This window comes from Crenobacter caeni (genome assembly GCF_010435965.1).
Classification (GTDB): domain Bacteria; phylum Pseudomonadota; class Gammaproteobacteria; order Burkholderiales; family Chromobacteriaceae; genus Craterilacuibacter; species Craterilacuibacter caeni.
On record NZ_JAAGAA010000010.1, the window covers coordinates 1 to 18,846 of the forward strand.

General features: G+C 63.1%; 16 protein-coding genes. 7 read left to right on the top strand and 9 right to left on the bottom strand.

What is annotated here, in order from left to right; all coding sequences use genetic code 11:
• Window positions 1-242: 242 nt before the first annotated feature.
• Complete coding sequence (locus tag GZH52_RS11375; protein ID WP_163316587.1) at window positions 243-1,208, top strand: DMT family transporter; 966 nt, start codon at window positions 243-245, stop codon at window positions 1,206-1,208.
• A 75-nt stretch (window positions 1,209-1,283) separates the two neighbouring features.
• Here the strand turns inward: GZH52_RS11375 and GZH52_RS11380 are convergent, their stop codons facing one another.
• The 4 genes from GZH52_RS11380 to GZH52_RS11395 all read right to left on the bottom strand — a co-directional run bounded on the left by GZH52_RS11380 (window position 1,284) and on the right by GZH52_RS11395 (window position 5,077).
• Entirely contained in the window at window positions 1,284-1,505 is a 222-nt protein-coding gene (locus tag GZH52_RS11380; RefSeq protein ID WP_163316588.1) for a hypothetical protein, read from the bottom strand.
• A gap of 170 nt (window positions 1,506-1,675) precedes the next feature.
• Complete coding sequence (locus tag GZH52_RS11385; protein WP_163316589.1) at window positions 1,676-3,232, bottom strand: BCCT family transporter; 1,557 nt, start codon at window positions 3,230-3,232, stop codon at window positions 1,676-1,678.
• Between the two features lie 54 nt (window positions 3,233-3,286).
• Complete coding sequence (locus tag GZH52_RS11390) at window positions 3,287-4,066, bottom strand: creatininase (RefSeq protein ID WP_163316590.1); 780 nt, start codon at window positions 4,064-4,066, stop codon at window positions 3,287-3,289.
• 33 nt (window positions 4,067-4,099) lie between these two features.
• On the bottom strand, window positions 4,100-5,077 hold the full coding sequence (locus tag GZH52_RS11395) for a DMT family transporter (protein ID WP_203525732.1): 978 nt from the start codon (window positions 5,075-5,077) through the stop codon (window positions 4,100-4,102).
• A 401-nt stretch (window positions 5,078-5,478) separates the two neighbouring features.
• Between GZH52_RS11395 and GZH52_RS11400 the strand changes: the two genes are divergently transcribed.
• From GZH52_RS11400 to arcC, 6 genes are all read left to right on the top strand, one after another.
• Window positions 5,479-6,297: an AraC family transcriptional regulator gene (locus tag GZH52_RS11400; RefSeq protein ID WP_163316591.1), complete on the top strand. Its 819-nt coding sequence runs from the start codon at window positions 5,479-5,481 to the stop codon at window positions 6,295-6,297.
• 306 nt (window positions 6,298-6,603) lie between these two features.
• A complete protein-coding gene (locus GZH52_RS11405) occupies window positions 6,604-7,734 on the top strand; it encodes a serine/threonine protein kinase (RefSeq protein ID WP_163316592.1) in 1,131 nt (376 codons plus the stop codon).
• A 216-nt stretch (window positions 7,735-7,950) separates the two neighbouring features.
• Window positions 7,951-9,291 carry an MFS transporter gene (locus tag GZH52_RS11410; RefSeq protein ID WP_163316593.1) on the top strand — a complete coding sequence of 447 codons (1,341 nt, stop codon included), beginning with the start codon at window positions 7,951-7,953 and terminating at the stop codon, window positions 9,289-9,291.
• 370 nt (window positions 9,292-9,661) lie between these two features.
• Window positions 9,662-10,792, top strand: coding sequence for a serine/threonine protein kinase (locus GZH52_RS11415; protein ID WP_163316594.1), 1,131 nt, complete (start codon window positions 9,662-9,664; stop codon window positions 10,790-10,792).
• Between the two features lie 176 nt (window positions 10,793-10,968).
• Window positions 10,969-11,976, top strand: coding sequence for an ornithine carbamoyltransferase (locus GZH52_RS11420; protein WP_163316595.1), 1,008 nt, complete (start codon window positions 10,969-10,971; stop codon window positions 11,974-11,976).
• 158 nt (window positions 11,977-12,134) lie between these two features.
• A complete protein-coding gene (gene arcC, locus GZH52_RS11425; protein WP_163316596.1) occupies window positions 12,135-13,079 on the top strand; it encodes a carbamate kinase in 945 nt (314 codons plus the stop codon).
• A 51-nt stretch (window positions 13,080-13,130) separates the two neighbouring features.
• On the opposite strand, the gene GZH52_RS17050 is transcribed toward arcC, so the two are convergent.
• The 5 genes from GZH52_RS17050 to GZH52_RS11450 form a co-directional block, all read right to left on the bottom strand.
• A complete protein-coding gene (locus GZH52_RS17050) occupies window positions 13,131-13,961 on the bottom strand; it encodes a helix-turn-helix domain-containing protein (protein WP_163316597.1) in 831 nt (276 codons plus the stop codon).
• A gap of 73 nt (window positions 13,962-14,034) precedes the next feature.
• Window positions 14,035-14,829 carry an exodeoxyribonuclease III gene (gene xth / locus GZH52_RS11435; protein WP_163316598.1) on the bottom strand — a complete coding sequence of 265 codons (795 nt, stop codon included), beginning with the start codon at window positions 14,827-14,829 and terminating at the stop codon, window positions 14,035-14,037.
• A gap of 105 nt (window positions 14,830-14,934) precedes the next feature.
• Window positions 14,935-16,095 (bottom strand): porin, encoded by a 1,161-nt coding sequence (locus GZH52_RS11440; protein ID WP_163316599.1) that lies wholly within the window; start codon window positions 16,093-16,095, stop codon window positions 14,935-14,937.
• A 79-nt stretch (window positions 16,096-16,174) separates the two neighbouring features.
• Window positions 16,175-17,101 (bottom strand): citrulline utilization hydrolase CtlX, encoded by a 927-nt coding sequence (gene ctlX / locus GZH52_RS11445; RefSeq protein ID WP_163316600.1) that lies wholly within the window; start codon window positions 17,099-17,101, stop codon window positions 16,175-16,177.
• A 141-nt stretch (window positions 17,102-17,242) separates the two neighbouring features.
• Window positions 17,243-18,724, bottom strand: coding sequence for an amino acid permease (locus GZH52_RS11450; protein ID WP_163316601.1), 1,482 nt, complete (start codon window positions 18,722-18,724; stop codon window positions 17,243-17,245).
• Window positions 18,725-18,846 lie beyond the last annotated feature (122 nt).

Genomic DNA, 18,846 nt, shown 5'->3' on the forward strand with positions numbered 1-18,846 from the left:
AGACCAACCAGCTCGAGCAGATGGACAAGCTGGGCATGAACGTGATCCCGATCCACTTCCGCGACGCGTACGCCTTCGGTGGCGGCCTGCACTGCTCGACCGCCGACGTCTACCGCGAAGGCACCTGCCTCGACTACTTCCCGAACCAGGGCTTCGAAGACGTCACCCGCGTCTGACCCTAACAAGGCCCGGCCGCAACGGCCGGGCCTTTTTGAAGGATCACCCCATCCAGGAGTCTCACCATGACCACTCCCGCCCCCGAGTTCAACAAGAAGCTAGGCTTCATCAACGCCTTTACCGCCGCCACCCTGATGGGCTTCGTCGGCTTCTTCGCCCGCCACATCGACGCGCAGGGCGACTTCATCGCCTTCTCGCGCATGATGTGCGGTGCCATCCTGTTCTTCGGCATCCTCGCCTACAAGGGTCGAATCAAGGAACTGCTCGCCTACAAACTGTCGATCCCCATGATCCTGTCCGGCTTCTTCATGGGTAACTGCCTGTCCGCGTACATCACGGCCACCCAGCACACCTCGATCGCCAACGCGGTGTTCTTCATCTATATCGGCCCGATCATCTCGACCCTGCTCGCCGTGATCTTCCTCAAGGAGAAGATGAAGCCTGCCACCTGGTTCGCGCTGGTCGCCGTGTTCATCGGCATGATGATGATTTCCGGCCTGATGTCGGTCGGCCCGAACGGCCTGAGCTTCGGCATGGAGTTCTCGCAGGAAACCTTCTTCGGCGACATGATGGGTCTGTACTCCGGCGTCGGTTACGGCCTGTTCCTGTTCCTCGGCCGCTATCGCACCGAAGTGCCGGGCGACGTGCGCGCCTTCTGGAACTTCGTGTTCGCGCTGGCCGGCATCACCATCCTCTTCATCTTCACCAAGCCGACCATCTCGCAGATGACGTCGACCGACTGGATGTGGTGGATCGGCATCGGCATCGTGTGCGGCTTCGGCGCGCTGGGCACCTGCACCATCGCCACCCGTCACCTGAAGGCCGCCGAATTTGCCTGCGTGTCCTACTGGGAGTGCGTGGTCGCCGCTCTGTTCGTCGGCCTGCTGTTCTACGGCGAACCGCTCTCCAGCGGCCAGATGATCGGCGGCGCACTGATCATCATCGGCGGCATGAGCGAAGTAGTCATCAGCATGCTCGGCAAATCGCTGAAGAAGACCGACAAGCAGGCCGACGCGATGGGCGCGCTGTAAGCCCCTGCACCTCCCTGCCCGCAGGCGGCCATCCGGCCGCCTTTTTTCCGTGTTGCGCTCAGCGCCCTGCCCCGCTTACGCATCCGCCGTCACCCGCGCTCTGGCAAGCAGCCCGGCCAGCGTCTCAGCCCCCTCGCGCACCCGCGCTCCGGTCACCGCCTCCTCCACCGAGCAGCCCTCCGGGTAGGCGTAACAGAGGGTCAGTTCGGCCAGCGGCACACGCGGAGACAGGCGCACCCGGCACAGCGCCCGGCGGCGCGGCAGCGGGTGCCACACCCTGCGCCAGTCTTTTTTCACCTGCAAAACCTCTGCCTCCCACTGAGCGCCAAGGGCAGGCAAGTCCGCGCATACCCGGGCCAGCGCCAAACGCAAGACGCCCAGCGCAAGCGCCCGTTCCTGTTCCGCGGTGTAGGGATACCCGCAGCCGGTCTCGCCCAGCAGCGGCGACAGCGATTGTGCGGGCATCCTCATGGCCGAGGCTCCCTACCCAGCTGCCGTACGAAATTGACGACCAGCATCAGGCAGATCAACGAGAACGGTAGCGCCCCCAAGATGGCGGCCGTCTGCACCGTCGACAGGGCATCCTCCCCGCCCAGCGTCAGCAGCACCAGGGTGACCGTGCCGATCGCGAGCGTGAGCAGCACGCGGAAGGCGGTGGAGGGTTTACTGCTATCCGAGGCGAAGCCCGACAAGGCATGCACCCCCGAGTCCAGCGAGGTCACGAAGTAGGTCGCAACCAGCAAGGTCGCCACCGACAACAGCAACTTGCCGAAGCCGGCCAGGCCCAGGCCGTCGATCAGCGCGAACAAGCCCTGCGAGACATCGCTGGAAACCGCCTGTCCGATGGCACCGCCCTGGGTCAGCTCCTGATGGAGCGCCGCCCCGCCCATGATGGAGATCCACACGATGACGATCAGTGACGGTACCAGCACCACGCCCAACACGAATTCGCGCAGCGTTCGCCCGTGTGAGATGCGCGCGATAAAGGCGCCGACAAAAGGCGAAAAGGACAGCGTCCAGCTCCAGATGAAGACCGTCCACCAGCCGCTCCAGCTCTCGCGCCAGTCCCCCACCTCACCCAGTTGGGTGGCGGTTTCGCTCCACAGCCCCATGCGTAGCAGATTGGGCAGGTAGTGGCCCAGGCTGTCGAGCAGCAGCGACAAGATGAAGACGGTCGGCCCCATGACGAATACCGCACCCATCAGGACGAGACTGAGCATGGTATTGAACTCGCTGATCAGCTTCATGCCCTTGTTGACGCCGACAAACACCGAGGCGGCCGTCAGCAGGGTCAGCGCCAGCACGACCACAGCGCGCAGCAGCGGCGTATTGCCGGCGCCCAGCAGGGTATCGAGGCCGGAAATGAACTGGATCGCCGCAAAGCCGAACGAGGTCGACAGGCCAAGTACAGTCGCCAGAATGGCAAGGCTCTCGACCAGCACGGCAGCGGACGAAGCGAATGCGCGCGGCAGGCACTCCCGGCAGGCGTCGCGGAACGTCGCCGGCCGCCCGAGGTTGTAGCCGAAATAGGCCAGCGCGACCGCGACCACGCAGTAGATTGCCCACGCATGGATAGACCAGTGGAAATACGACCACGACATCGCCATGCCAAGCCTTGTGCCGAGGTCGGCCTGTGCCAGCGGCGAGCCGGACAGCAGCATCACCGGCTCGGCAACACTCCAGAAGATCAGGCCGACGCCCTGGCCGCAGGCAAACAGCATCGAATACCACGCAAAACGCCCGTAGGCCGGCCGGGCGCCGGCCCCGCCGATGACGATCCGTCCGTAACGCCCGCCAGCCAGCCACAGGCAGGTGGCCAGCGCCAGGGTCGCCAGCAGGGCGTAGTACCAGGTGAAATAGCGGGTGACGAAGGTGCGCGCCGCATCGATGGCACGGGCGGCGGCCTGCGGTTCGACCAACGCGGCGCCGATGACCAGTGCGATGGCCAGGCAGCACAGCAGGCGTATGAACAGACTCTGGTTGAGCATTGCCCGCCTGGGGGGCAGGTTGGAGGCAAGTTCCATCACGGTACTCCCTATCAAGCGGAAGGGGCCGGTGTTTCCGGCCCCTTCCATTGGCTACGCCAAGGCAAACTCCTTGTCGATCGCGTGGCTGATCCCCTCCACGCACACGTCCAGCAGCAGCTTGCCCTTTTCCCTGCTGGCCTTGGCCGCGGATGAGAGGCAGCCGGAAGGCGGCGTCAGCTCGGGCTTGACCGGGTAGACGTCGTAATTGGGGAGCACCGCCGGGTCCAGGTCTTGCACACGCGACATGTCGACCAGTTCCGGGTAGAGGTGCAGCATCAGCGAGGTCTCGAGCACGCCACCGTGCTCCAGGTCCCAACCGGTGAAGCCCTCCGGGTACAGCCGCTCGATGGTCTGCTGGTTCACGAAGTCCCAGTACGACAACAGGATCACCTTGGCGTCGTCGATGCCCTCCCAGCGCAGCTCGCGCAGCGCAAGGTCGATGCCCTCGATCAGGAAGTAGTTGTTCTCGTAATGGCCGTTGACCAGCACGAAGCGGCGGAAGCCGTGGCGCACATACTCCTTGATCAGCGTCTTGGCGACGTCGGTCAGGGTGTGTCCGTCCAGGCTGGTCGTGCCGCAGATATGGTTGCCGCCCCCCGAACGCTGCTGCGACTTGTAGCCGAACATCATTGGTGGCGCGACCAGCGCGCCGATCCTGGCGGCCACCACTTCGGCCACCTTGGTCGGCAACAGCACGTCGACATTCATCGACATGTGCGGGCCGTGCTGTTCGACCGCGCCGACCGGCAGCATCAGGACCTTGTTGCGCTCGCAGGCCAGCTTGCGGTAGGTGAAACTGTCGAGCTCATACATGTGTACGCTGGATTTCATGATCAGTCTCCGTCAGTGTTGGCTTGCGATGCTTTACAAGGGTTTGACTTCTTCGATATGCACCTGGTGGCCGCGCGCTTTCTCCGGCAGTTCCTCGACCTTCACGGTGCGGGTGCTGAAGAAGATCTGGCCTACGCCGCCGGCGACGATCAGCGCCCCGCCCACGCCCTGCATCATCGATAAGGGTTCGCTGAAGAAGGCGATGCCCAGCAGGGTCGCCATGATGGTTTCCTGGTAGGAGATGCAGGCCAGTTCGCTCGCCATCAGGTACTTGGCGGCGACAGTCAGCAGGAAGAAGGCGCCAAAGCCGGTGATCACGGCCGCGCTGACCAGCCACATCCACGAACTGGCGTCCATGCGCGACATGTCGGGCTGCCACATCATGATGAACACGCCGATTGTCAGCGAAGCGAAGATGAAGTTGTAGAAGGCGCGCACATCGCCGGATACGTCGGAGCGGTAGCGGCTGACGAACAGGAACAGGCCGTAGGCGACGCCGGAGAGCAGCGCAACCAGATTGCCTGCGGTGTACTTGGGATCAAGGTCGAGGCCGATCACCACCCCGGTCTCGGGCGTGTAGTTGATGATGCCGATGATCATCAGGCAGCCGAAGAACACGGCTGTCAGCATCAGCGCGGTGCCCTTGGTAAAGGGCTCCTTGAGTAGCCAGGTCGCCAGCAGCGTCGAGTAGATCGGGCCGGTATAGATCAGGAAGGCCGCGTTGGAGAGCGTCGTCATCTGTGTCGACATCACGTACAGCATCGACAACAGGCCGAGGAAGATGCCGGAGAACAGCATGCCGGCCGAGAAGCGGGTGTCGCGCACCGCACCGAACCTGCGGGTGACCAGCAGGATCAGGATCATGCACACCACGCCCGAAAAGTTGCGCGAGAAGGAAATCACGTCCCCGCTGGTATTGATGTAGCGGGCAAAGGCGCCAATACCGCCCATCAAGCTCGATGAAAGAAACATGAAGGCGAAACCCTTCAGTTTGATCGATTTTTCACTCATGTTCGTCCCCTGAAAACGACGGAGGGAAGGCTGCGGTGCCGGCCGGGAACCACCCAGCCTTTCCTTGTCGCGTGTCGCCATTTAATCCGCAAAAGCTTGTAGAAACTCTCAAAGTTGGCGCATCCGCTGGTACAAACATGTCAAGGCATCGGTCTTTTCCGCCTCTGCTGGTCGATTCGTGTCAGGCACTAGCCTGGTTGTCGCGTGATTAAAAGACGCGGCGGACATGTCTGACGGTTTGCGCTGCATACAATAAACATATGCAGATTGCGCACGCTATCAATCTTTGATAAAAATAACCGCATAACCCATTCAGTCTCCCGCCTGGACCCGTTACCGGCGCGCGCAGTCAAAGATGGACAAGCGGACAGACCCACCACCCGCAGGGGATCGAGCTCGAAATGAAATACGCATTCCACCCCGAAAATGAGGTCGTGTTTTTCTACAAGTCGCAGCAACGCCCCGGGCACGGACATTTCCATTCGTGCACCGAGTTGGTCATTCCGCATGAACACCCGATCCAGGGCCGGCTTGAGCTGAACGACAGCTTCATCACCTATCCCGGCGAAGTCCTGCTGATTCCCTCCGGCGTGCGCCACCGCCTGTATTCGGATGCGCCGCAAGCGACCTGGACTTCGCTAAAGGTCAATATCCAGCGCCTGCACATGATGTTCGCGCAAACGCCCTACAGCGCCGACCTTGACGCCTTCTACCGTAGCGCAGGTGAAGGACGCATCCTGCTCAAGGAAGCCGCGGCCGATATCGGCACCATCTGCAACGCGGTCGACAACGAATTCACGCTCGACAACTTCAGCCGCATCATCCACATCGTCCGCAAGATCGCGGCCTGCACGCCGGACGGCGACCAGAACCACACGCTCAAACGCAAGCGGACCCGTGAGTTCGACCTGTGCGCCGAACTCAATGAGATGGTGGAAGCCGACCCGGCGCTAAATTTGGGCATCGAGGAACTGGCCGAACGCTTCCATATGTCGCGCTCGACCTTCCACCGCCTGTTCAAGAAGCATTTCAACCAGCCCTATCACCAGTGGCTGGTCGGCAAGCGGATCAATATGGCTTGCATGCGGCTCCGCCACAGTGACGAGAGCATCCAGGGCATTTCAGACGCTCTGGGCTTTTCCTCTCCCTCGCACTTCACGCGCGCCTTCCGCGCCCACTTCAAACAGACCCCCAGCCAGTACCGCGAACAGGCCGCCTGAGGCGGGCTGCGCCTTTTCGTTTCCGACCGACCACCAAACATGAAAGAAAGAGCCTGGGTCACACAAGTGCCCGGCGCTCGTCGGGTGTTTTTCCGACGGCCGCCCATAGGAATAGCTATTTTTTGACAGGTTTTGATCACAATTTGCATGGCACAACGCCCATAAGGCGGAACGCGACCACTTCGTCAGGAAGTTGCCATTTTTTTGACACCGCATGATTCTTTTTTGGAATGTTCGAACTCTCTAATGGGCGTACAAATACGTCCAAGCAATTCATCCCGAATTACTAAAACGAGGGCATTCACCATGACCAAGATCGTCAACTCCTGGAACGACTTCGACCCGCTCAAGCACGTGATCGTCGGCCGCGCCGACCATAGCTGCGTGCCGCCGGAAGAACCGGCAACTTCCGAAAAGGTACCGATCGACAGCCCGATGCGCGGCATGTGGGGCCCCCGTCCGCTGGAAACCGTCGAGAAGGCCAACGCCCAGCTCGACAACCTGGCCCGCGTACTGGAAGAGCGCGGCGTCAAGGTCGACCGTCCGAGCCCGCTGCAGTGGAACCAGCCCGTCATCACCCCGGACTTCCGCACCGGCTCGATGATGACCTGCATGCCGCCGCGCGACACCCTGCTCACCATCGGTAACGAAATCATCGAAGCGGCGATGTCCTTCCGCTGCCGCTACTGGGAATACCTGGCCTTCCGCCCGCTGCTGTCGCAGTACTTCAACGAAGACCCGGAATTCCTGTGGAGCCAGGCTCCGCGTCCGCGCCTGTCCGACAAGTCGTACAAGCACAACTACTACGATGAGCGGATCTCGCTGGAAGAGCGTCTGGTGCGCACCGCCAACAAGGACTTCGTGACCACCGAAGAAGAAATCCTGTTCGACGCCGCCGACGTGCTGCGCCTGGGCAAGGACCTCTTCATCCAGCACGGTCTGACCACCAACCGCAAGGCGATGGAGTGGTTCAAGCGCAAGTACCCCGACTTCCGCATCCACGCGGTGAACTTCCCGGGCGACCCGTACCCGATCCACATCGACGCGACCTTCGTGCCGCTGCGCCCGGGCCTGATCATCAACAACCCGCATCGCAAGCTGCCTGAAGCCCAGCGCAAGATCTTCGAGAAGAACGACTGGCAGATCGTCGACGCGGCGATGCCCGCCCACAAGGAACCGCCGCCGCTGTGCTACAGCTCGGTGTGGCTGTCGATGAACTGCCTGGTCCTCGACCACAAGACCGTCATCGTCGAAGCGTCCGAGACCAACCAGCTCGAGCAGATGGACAAACTGGGCATGAACGTGATCCCGATCCACTTCCGCGACGCGTACGCCTTCGGCGGTGGCCTGCACTGCTCGACCGCTGACGTCTACCGCGAAGGCACCTGCCTCGACTACTTCCCGAATCAGGACTTCGAAGACGTCACCCGCGTCTGATCCGCACCACCCAAGCCCGGCCCAAGCGGCCGGGCTTTTTTTCGGGGCAGCATGTTGGCATAGTCAGCCAATCAGCTTAAAATGCCTTCACTCGCTTTCATGCGGACGAGCCCCGACACCTGACGCAATCGCTTCTGCCCGGAGCCATTGCGTGAGGTGCAACCCGTCCAAGGTGCGCGCCTCTTGCCTATTCAGCATTGCATTGAGGAGCACAGCATGAGTAGCAAGACCCTGCATTACCCTGCCTCTCCCGGCCCCGTCGACAGTGCGCACGACGACCATGCGTTGCGGCGCGCCGCCATCGCCAGCTTTATCGGCAACTTCGTCGAGTGGTTCGACTACGCCGCCTACGGCTACCTCGCCGCGATCATCGCGGTGGTGTTCTTCCCCGAGGCCGACAAGACCAGCGGCCTGATGGCCGCCTTCGCGGTATTCGCCATCTCCTTCATCGTGCGCCCGCTCGGCGGCATCATCTGGGGCCATCTGGGCGACAGGATAGGCCGGCGCACCGCGCTGTCGCTGTCGATCCTGATCATGTCCGGCGCGACCTTCTGCATCGCCTTCTTGCCGACCTACGCGCAGGTCGGCATGCTCGCCCCCATCCTGCTGCTGATCATCCGCCTGGTGCAGGGCTTCTCTGCCGCCGGCGAGTACGCCGGTGCCGCGGCCTTCCTTGCCGAATACGCACCGGACGGCAAACGCGGCCTGTACACCAGCATCGTGCCGGCGAGCACCGCCGCCGGGCTGCTGTTCGGCGCGCTGTTCGTCGCCTTGCTGCACGCGACGCTGTCGCATGACGAGCTGCACAGCTGGGGCTGGCGCCTGCCCTTCCTGTTGGCCGCGCCGTTCGGCCTGATCGGCCGCTATATCCGGCTGCACCTGGAAGACACCCCCAAGTTCCGCCAGATGGAGCAGAACATGGAGAAGAAGGAAGCGGCCAACAAGGTGCCGATCCGCGAGCTGATGGGCCGCTACCGGATGAAGGTCGTCATCGCCTTCGGCGTGACCTGCCTGAACGCGGTCGCGTTCTACCTGATCCTGAGCTACATGCCGACCTACCTGTCGGCCGAGCTCGGCATGAACGAGACCGACTCCTTCCTCGCGTCGACCGTATCGCTTGCCACCTACATCTTCTTCATCTTCCTGATGGGCACGCTGTCCGACCGCTTCGGCCGCAAGACCATGCTGATCGCCGCGTCGCTCGCCTTCATCGTGCTGACGGTGCCGCTGTTCGCCCTGCTCGACGGCGCGAGCTTCGCGACCATCCTGCTGATCCAGATCGCGTTCGGCGCGCTCTTGACCATGAACGACGGCACGCTGGCGTGTTTCCTGTCCGAGATCTTCCCGACCAAGGTGCGCTACAGCGGCTTCGCGTTCAGCTTCAACTCGGCCAACGCGCTGTTCGGCGGCACTGCGCCGTTCATCGCGACCTGGCTGATCAGCGTCACCGGCAGCAAGACCGCACCGGCGTGGTATCTGGTGGGTGCGGCCGTCGTCGCGCTGTGCGCGATGCTGATGATCCACGAGACCGCGCACGAGGCGCTGGCCGACGAATAGCGCAGCCGCCCGCCCATCCCTCCAACCCGGCCCGCGTGGCCGGGTTTTTCTTGCCTCCGCCCCCCGGAAAACGCGGCCCGACCGGCACGGTGCACGACACACGAGGCCGCAAGCATGCGCAGCGGCTGCGCCTGCCGCCCGGCCCCGACCAGACAAACCGAAAGACACGCGCCACGCCGACCGGATTTTGATAGCCGTTGACATGTTTTTGTCTAGCCGCGACCGCGGTATGAAAAACGAATTTCATGCACACGGGGATGACTGTTTTTTGATAGCACGCAATGTTTTTTTGGAATGCCCAAGCCCCCTCACAGGCGTACAAATACGTCCAAGCAATCCACACCGAATTACCAAAACGAGGGCATTCACCATGACCAAGATCGTCAACTCCTGGAACGACTTCGACCCGCTCAAGCACGTGATCGTCGGCCGCGCCGACCACAGCTGCGTGCCGCCGGAAGAACCGGCAACTTCCGAAAAGGTACCGATCGACAGCCCGATGCGCGGCATGTGGGGCCCCCGTCCGCTGGAAACCGTCGAGAAGGCCAACGCCCAGCTCGACAACTTGGCCCGCGTGCTGGAAGAGCGCGGCGTCAAGGTCGACCGTCCGAGCCCGCTGCAGTGGAACCAGCCCGTCATCACCCCGGACTTCCGCACCGGCTCGATGATGACCTGCATGCCGCCGCGCGACACCCTGCTCACCATCGGTAACGAGATCATCGAAGCGGCCATGTCCTTCCGCTGCCGCTACTGGGAATACCTGGCCTTCCGCCCGCTGCTCTCCCAGTACTTCAACGAAGACCCGGAATTCCTGTGGAGCCAGGCTCCGCGTCCGCGCCTGTCCGACAAGTCGTACAAGCACAACTACTACGACGAGCGGATCTCCCTCGAAGAGCGTCTGGTGCGCACCGCCAACAAGGACTTCGTGACCACCGAAGAAGAAATCCTGTTCGACGCCGCCGACGTGCTGCGTCTGGGCAAGGACCTCTTCATCCAGCACGGCCTGACCACCAACCGCAAGGCGATGGAGTGGTTCAAGCGCAAGTACCCCGACTTCCGCATCCACGCCGTCAACTTCCCGGGCGACCCGTACCCGATCCACATCGACGCGACCTTCGTGCCGCTGCGTCCGGGCCTGATCATCAACAACCCGCACCGCAAGCTGCCTGAAGCCCAGCGCAAGATCTTCGAGAAGAACGACTGGCAGATCGTCGACGCGGCGATGCCCGCCCACAAGGAACCGCCGCCGCTGTGCTACAGCTCGGTGTGGCTGTCGATGAACTGCCTGGTCCTCGACCACAAGACCGTCATCGTCGAAGCGTCCGAGACCAACCAGCTCGAGCAGATGGACAAGCTGGGCATGAACGTGATCCCGATCCACTTCCGCGACGCGTACGCCTTCGGTGGCGGCCTGCACTGCTCGACCGCCGACGTCTACCGCGAAGGCACCTGTGAAGACTACTTCCCGGTGCAGGACTTCGACGACGTCACCCGCGTGTAAACCCTGACAGGCGGCCCCGAGGGGCCGCCCCGCTTAACCCGGTACCGGCGCAACCAGACGTGCAGGACAGGCAGCAAGAAACGTTCTCCTCCTGTGATCAAGCCACCTGCCGTTGCCGGTACCGTTTTTTATTCCCGGCGCCCGCTCGCCCATCCAAGATCAAAGAGAAAAGCAAAATGGCCTTCAACCTGAAAAACCGCAGCTACCTGAAACTGCTCGACTTCGCCCCGCGTGAAATCCGCTACCTGCTCGACCTGTCGCGTGACCTGAAGCGTGCCAAGTACGCCGGTTGCGAAGAGCAGCACCTGAAGGGCAAGAACATCGCGCTGATCTTCGAGAAGACCTCGACCCGCACCCGCTGCGCGTTCGAAGTGGCTGCCTACGACCAGGGCGCCCACGTGACCTACCTCGGCCCGTCCGGCTCGCAGATCGGTCACAAGGAATCGATGAAAGACACCGCCCGCGTGCTCGGCCGCATGTACGACGCGATCGAATACCGCGGCTTCAAGCAGGACGTGGTGCAGGAACTGGCCGACTACGCCGGCGTGCCGGTGTACAACGGCCTGACCGACGAATGGCACCCGACCCAGATGCTGGCCGACGTGCTGACCATGATCGAAGAGAGCGACAAGCCCTTGAGCCAGATCGCCTACGCCTACGTCGGCGACGCCCGCTTCAACATGGCGCGCTCGCTGATGGTGGTCGGCTGCAAGCTGGGCATGGACGTGCGCATCGGCGCGCCGACCCAGCTGTGGCCGGAAGCCGCGCTGATCGAGGAATGCCGCCAGATCGCCGCCCAGACCGGCGCGCGCCTGACGCTGACCGACGTGCCCGAAGAAGCGGTCAAGGGCGCCGACTTCATCCACACCGACGTGTGGGTGTCGATGGGCGAACCCAAGGAAGTGTGGGACGAGCGCATCGCCCTGCTCTCGCCGTTCCAGGTCAACAAGGAACTGATGGCGGTCGCAGGTGAACAGGCCAAGTTCATGCACTGCCTGCCGGCCTTCCACAACAGCCAGACCACCGTCGGCGCCGATATCGCCAAGCAGTACCCGCAATTCGCCAACGGTATCGAAGTGACCGAGGACGTGTTCGAAAGCGGCGCCAACGTCGCCTTCGAACAGGCCGAGAACCGCATGCACACCATCAAGGCCGTGATGGTCGCCACGCTGGGCGACCAGTAAGGCAAGGCACGGGGCCGGCCTGGCCGGCCCTGGCACGCAGGGACAATCGATTGGCGTTTGCCGACACAGCCGGCGCGCCGATTGCCTCTAGACTGCCTGCACCCCTTTCGAGTCCCGTGCGCCGCATTGCGGCGCCTTCATTTTTCCAAGGAAGTTCCATGCGAGTAGTAGTAGCCCTGGGCGGCAACGCCCTGCAAAAGCGCGGCGAGCCGATGACCGCCGAGAACCAGCGCAACAACGTCAAGGTCGCCGCCAAGCAGCTGTCCGAAGTGACCAAGCTCGGCCACAACCTGGTGATGTGCCACGGCAACGGTCCGCAGGTTGGCCTGTTGGGCCTGCAGAACGACGCCTACGCCCGCCACGTCGACGGCAAGGTCACGCCCTACCCGCTGGACGTGCTCGGCGCGCAGACCGAAGGCATGATCGGCTACATGATCGAACAGGAAATGGGCAACGAGCTGCCGTTCGAAGTGCCGTTCGCGACCATCCTGACCCAGACCGAAGTCGACCCGGCCGACCCGGCATTCGCCAACCCGACCAAGTTCGTCGGCCCGGTGTACACCAAGGAAGAAGCCGAAAAGCTGGCCGCCGACAAGGGCTGGACGGTGAAGGCCGACGGCCAGTACTTCCGCCGCGTGGTGCCGAGCCCGAAACCGAAGCGCATCTTCGAAATGCGCCCGATCAAGTGGCTGATCGAAAAAGGCGCGGTGGTGATCGCGGCCGGCGGCGGCGGCATCCCGACCATGTACGACGGCGACCAGCTGGTCGGCGTGGAAGCGGTGATCGACAAGGACCTGGCGTCCTGCCTGCTCGCGCGTGAAGTCGACGCCGACTACTTCGTGATCGCCACCGACGTGCCGACCGTGTTCGTCGGCTGGGGCACGCCGGAAGCCAAGGCCATCAAACATGCCCACCCGGACGAAATCGAAAAGCTCGGCTTTGCCGCCGGCTCGATGGGCCCGAAAGTGGAAGCCGCGTGCGAATTCGCCCGCCTGACCGGCAAGAAGGCCGTGATCGGCGCGCTGGAAGACATCGCCAAGATCGTCGCCGGCGAAGCCGGTACCGTGATCTCGACCGAGAAGCCCGGTATCGAGTGGTACTAAGCCCTCCCTGACAAGCACCGACAAGCCCTCCTGCCGGAGGGCTTTTCCGTATCAGTTGTCGAGCTGCTGGTTGCGGAACTCGCCGGGCGTCATGCCCTTGTGCCGCTTGAAGGTCATCGCGAAGTGCGACGCCGAATGGAAGGCCAGCCGGTCGGCGATCTCCTGGATCGGCAGCCGCGTGGTGTACAAGAGGTGGCACGCCGCCTCGAGCTTCTTGTCGATCAGGTAGGCGTGGTAGGGTTTGCCGAAGAAGCGCTTGAAAAAGCGCGAGAAGCTCGACTCCGACATGTAGACGAGCGACGCGGCGCTGGCGATGTCGTGCGGCTCGGAGAGCTTGTTGCGGATATGCTCGCTGATGGTCAGGCACAGCTGGATGTCCCGCTTGTCGACCGGGTGCTCCTGCTCGGCCGCCAGCGGCGTCCACTCCTTCGCGCACGAGAGCACGTGCAGGATCTGCAGGATCGCGATCAGGTACTCCATCCGGTAACGGTTGCGGATGATGAAGAACTCGCGCCGCGCGTGCATCGCGGTACCGCCGGTAAACAGCAGGCCGGCCTGCCCCTCGCGCAGCAGCTCGCGGATCGGCGTCAGGTAGTGCGAGTCGAAGAACTCGTGGCCGAGCCGCTGGTGGTTGACCGACAGCGAGTCCCAACGCGCGTCCGGCCGGTTGACGTCGACCTGGTGGCGCACGAAGGGAGAGAGCAGCAGCACGCCGTCGGCGGGCAACTCGAACGGAGGCGCGCTGCCGATGGCGACAGTCACCCCCTCGGTGCGCGGAAACACCAGTTGTGAATACGGATGGAAATGCGGGTCGCTGTGCTGCTGGTCCTGCAGCTTGTCGAACAGCGTGAAGTCGAGGCGGTTGTCGAAAGCGTAGTCCACGGCGTCCCCGGAGGATTCAGTCGCCGCGTATCATCCCCCAGTCATCCGCCGAGGCCAAGTTAAGTAGCAAAAACTATTGATCCTGCGCAAACGCGGCCGCCGACAAGGTCAGCACCACCGGCGTATGGTCCGACGGGCGCTCCCACTTGCGCGGTACCTTGTCGATCACGCACGCCGTCGCGCACGCACGCAGGGCGTCGCTGACCAGGATATGGTCGATGCGCAGGCCGAGATTGCGGCGGAACATCATCGCGCGGTAGTCCCACCAGCTGTACTGCTTCTCTTCCCGGTTGAACAGGCGGAACGCGTCGGAGAGCCCCAGCGCCAGCAGGCGGCCGAACGCCGCGCGCTCGGGCGCCGAGCACAGCACCTTGTCCCGCCAGGCGTCGGCGTCGTACACGTCGATGTCCTCGGGCGCGATGTTGTAGTCGCCCAGCAGCGCGAACGCAGCGTAGCGTGCCATTTCATTGCCTACATAAGCCTCGAGCGCGGCGAGCCACTCAAGCTTGTACGCGTACTTGGGCGAGTCGACCGCCTCGCCGTTGACGAAGTACGCGCACACCACGCGTACGCCGTCGACCGTCGCCGCGATCACCCGGCTTTGCACGTCATCAAAGCCGGGCATGCCGGTCACCACGTCATCGAGCGAGCGCCCCGCTTTCACCAGGATGGCGACGCCGTTATACGTCTTCTGCCCGAGCCAAGCCGCGCGGTAGCCGGCGGCCTCGATCTCGGCGAGCGGGAACTTGTCCTGTTCGAGCTTGAGTTCCTGCAGGCACAGCACGTCGACCGGGTTTTCGGCGAGCCAGGAGAGCACCTGCGGCAGCCGCACTTTGAGCGAGTTGACGTTCCACGTCGCCAGTTGCATCGGGATTTCCTTGTTGGAGCGGACGGCGGGCATCGTACCATCGAAGAGCGCGCGCCGGCATGAAAAAGGCCGCCCGCGGGCGGCCCTGCCTGGCTGCAAAAACGCTCAGAACGAATGCGACAGGCCGACGCCGAAGGTGTACTCGTTGTCGTTACCGCTGCCGCTGTCAAACGGCACGTTCTGGTCGTACTTGACGCGGCCGTACGACACGTAGCTCATGGTGCGCTTGGAGATCTGGTAGTCGGTGCCGACCACCCACTGCGAATAGCCGGTATCGGCCAGCTTGGTGCCGTTGGCCTTGACGTCCCAGCCGTAAGCGTAGGTGATGCGCGGCGTGAAATTGCCGAGGCTGTACGACGCGGTCAGCTCGGCTTCCTTGGTCTTGAAGTTCTTGCCCAACAGGCTATCCGGCGTCTGTCCGACCACCGTCAGGTTGTCGAAGGAAGGATTGGCACCCGGCCACAAGTTGCTGCCGTAACCATGCGTTTCCTGATAACCGGCAGCCAGATACAACGGCCCTTCGCTATACATGGCTTCGAAGCGCTGTCCCAGCGCAGGAGAGTCGCCCCCTCCACCAACAGAATCCCCTGCCGCATTGGTGAACGTGTTGTTGTTCTGGTAGTTCAGGTAGCTGTACGCCGCGGTGAACGGACCCCAGTTGTACGACACGCCGAAGTTGAAGGTGTTCTGCTTGGGCTGGCCATCACCCGGCTCGTTGAAGCCGTACAGGAGCGCGAAGTTGAGGCCGCCCAGCAGCGTCGGGCTGTCGTAGCGGATCGCGCTGTCGACCCGGCCGTCGGTGCGGGTGAAGATGCTGCTGCCGTTGACGTGGGTGTCGGCGTTGTACGTCCACGGGTCGACGTACTCCATGTTCGAGTTCTGGAAGGTGCTGATGCGGCCAAGCTTGACCGAACCCCAGTCGTCGGACGCGAGACCGACGAAGCTGTCGCGGGTCGCGAAGGTATTGCCCTCGCCGCCGTTGGTGAAGTCGATGCCCTGCTCGACCTGCCAGATCGCCTTCAGGCCATTGCCCAGCGCCTCGCTGCCGCGAAAGCCGATATGCGAGTTGACGCCGGACGCGCTGTCAACCTGCGTCGTCGCGCCGAACGGGCCCAGTTTCCCCTGTCCGATCTGGTAGTCCGGGTAAGTCGCCGTCGCCGTCTTGTTGCGTGCGATCTCGCCGGTCATCTTGCCGTAGATCTCGACTTCGGCCATCGCCGCGGCAGGCAGCGCCGCGATCGCCAAGGCCAGCCATTTCCTGTTCATCGCCTTCTCCTGGTGGTCGTCTGGTTTGCAACGATGCACAGCCCCCGCCGCCTGACCAGGGCGGCGGGGGCGATACCGTTCAATACAGCTCGGAAATCATGCAGCGCACCGAGCCGCCGCCGTAGGTCTCGATGGTGTGCACGTCGCCGATCAGGATTTCGCTCGACTTCTGGATCACCGCCTTTTGCTCGTCGGTCAGCACGTTGAAGGTCGAGTGCGTCATCACCGTGTAGCGTTTGCCGTCGGCGCCTTCCAGCTCGATCTCGTTGCCCGCGAAGTTATCGATCTCGTCCTCGGAGACGTCGAGGATTTCCTTGCCGCTTTCGGTCAGCTCGTCGACCACCGCCTGGCGCTCCTTCTCGTCGTCGATCGCCGACAGGCAGACCACGGCGAATTTCTCGCCCAGCGCCATCATCACGTTGGTGTGGTAGATCGGCACGCGCTGCTCGCGGTAGGTCTGGAAGCCGTGGAAGGGCACCGGCTTGAAGCCGAAGTCCGCGCAGAACTGGCGGAACAGGCCCTCGTCGGCGCGCTCGGACAGGCAGCAGTACGCCTTCTTGTTGACGCGGTCGAGGATCATCGCGCCGGTGCCTTCGAGGAAGCGTCCCTCGGCCTCGTACTTGGTGTAATCGTGGATCTCGAGCGTGTCCTTGCCGATCGCGGCGATCAGGCTGCCGAGGAACTTGGTGCGTTCGGTGCGGCGGTCCTTGGCGAACATCGGGCACAACACCAGCTTGTTGTCTTCCAGCGACACGAACCAGTTGTTCGGGAAGATGCTGTCAGGCGTATAGAACACCGAGTCGTCGTCCTGGATCACGTTGACGGTGATCCCCTTCTCGCGCAACTTGTCGACGAAACCGTCGAATTCGATCAGCGCCTTCGCCTGCACCACGTCGCGCTTTTCGCCGAGGTTCTTCTGGAAGAAGTCGTTGGCCGCCGTCTCTTCGTTGAAGTAGAAGGCAATCGGGCGGACCATCGCGATCGAATTGGTAATCTGTCGGGCCATCTGAATACTCCTCGGGTGTGTGCATGAACGGCAAAGCGGTCGTCATTGGAGAGGAACGTCCGCTACCTTGGTTGCTTCGTTCTAGTTGCCGTGTTGGCTTCCTGCAAACGAAGGGTTGCGTTTTCGCAACCAAATTCCGCTTCAGCTCGTGCGACTGTCGCCTTCCTGCACGTTTCTGGACGGAAACTGCATCTCGTCCAGGCGGACGAAACGGGTCTTGTGGCGCCAGCGGTAACCCAGCCAGATCGCCAGGAACACCGGGATGCCGATATAGGTCGCCGCCACGCTCGCCCACGGGATGTCCCGGGCGAAGAACGCCTCGTAGTTCTGGCCGAGCATCACGACCAGGCACAGCGCGAAAGCGAACAGCGGGCCGAACGGAAAGAAGCTCGCGTGGTACGGCAGTTCGGACAGCGAGCGGCCCTGCGCGACAAAGCCCTTGCGGAAGCGGTAGTGAGAGATGGCGATGCCCAGCCACGCGATGAAGCCGCACAGGCCGGACAGGTTGACCAGCCACAGGTAGACGGTCTGGTCGCCGAACAGCGAGGAGACGAAACACAGTGCGCCAACCGCGGTGGTCAGGAGCAAGGCCGCCACCGGTACCCCGCCCTTGCTGACCCGGCCGAAAATCTTGGGCGCCTGCCCCATCTGCGCCATCGAATACAGGGTACGGGTCGACGCGTACATCCCCGAGTTGCCGGCCGACAGAATGGCGGTCAGGATCACCGCGTTCATCAGCGACGCGGCCGCCTTCACGCCGGTCTCCTCGAGCACCAGCGTGAACGGCGACACCGCGATGTCCTTCACGCCGGTCTGCAACAGGCGCGGGTCGTTGTAGGGCAGCAACACGCCGATCAGGAAGATCGACAGCACGTAGAAGATCAGGATCCGCCAGAAGATCTGCTTGATCGCGTGCGGGATGGTCTTCTCGGGGTTCTGCGCCTCGCCGGCGGTCACGCCGACCAGCTCGGTCCCCTGGAAGGAGAAGCCGGCGATCATGGCGACGCCGATGATCGCACCCAAGCCCCCGACGAAGGGCGCGTCGCCCACCGTCAGGTTGCCGAAGCCCGGGTGCGGGTTGTCGCCCCACGCGCCGAACACCATGCCGGTGCCGGTGATCAGGAACACCACCACCGCGATCACCTTGATCATCGCGAACCAGTACTCGCCCTCGCCGAAGCCGCGCACCGAGATCACGTTGAGCAGCACGAAAAGGCCGAGAAACAGCGCGCTCCACCAGATACCGGGCACGTCGGGAAACCAGAACGCCATCACGATCTGCGCGGCGGTCAGCTCGACGGCGATGGTCACCGCCCAGTTGAACCAGTAGTTCCAGCCCTGCGCGAAGCCGAACGCCGGATCGACGAAGCGTTCGCTGTAGAGGGTGAACGAGCCGGACTCGGGCATGTACGCCGCCATCTCGCCCAGCCCCGTCATCAGGAAGAACACCATCATCCCGATGACCAGGTAGGCCAGCGTCGCGCCGCCCGGGCCCGCCTGCGCGACCGACGCGCCGGAGGCGACGAACAGCCCGGTGCCGATCGCGCCGCCGATCGCGATCATGGTCAGGTGACGCGCCTCCAGGCTGCGGTGCAGCGTTTCCCCGCTGTGCTGGCTATCCATGGTCCTGCCCCGTAGCAATTCATGACCATTACAAGATAGAGCCAGTCTTTGTGCTTCGCCTGCATAAGGCGCGCGCACAAAAAAGGCCGCCCGTTGCAACGGGCGGCCTTGGCGCGCAGCGC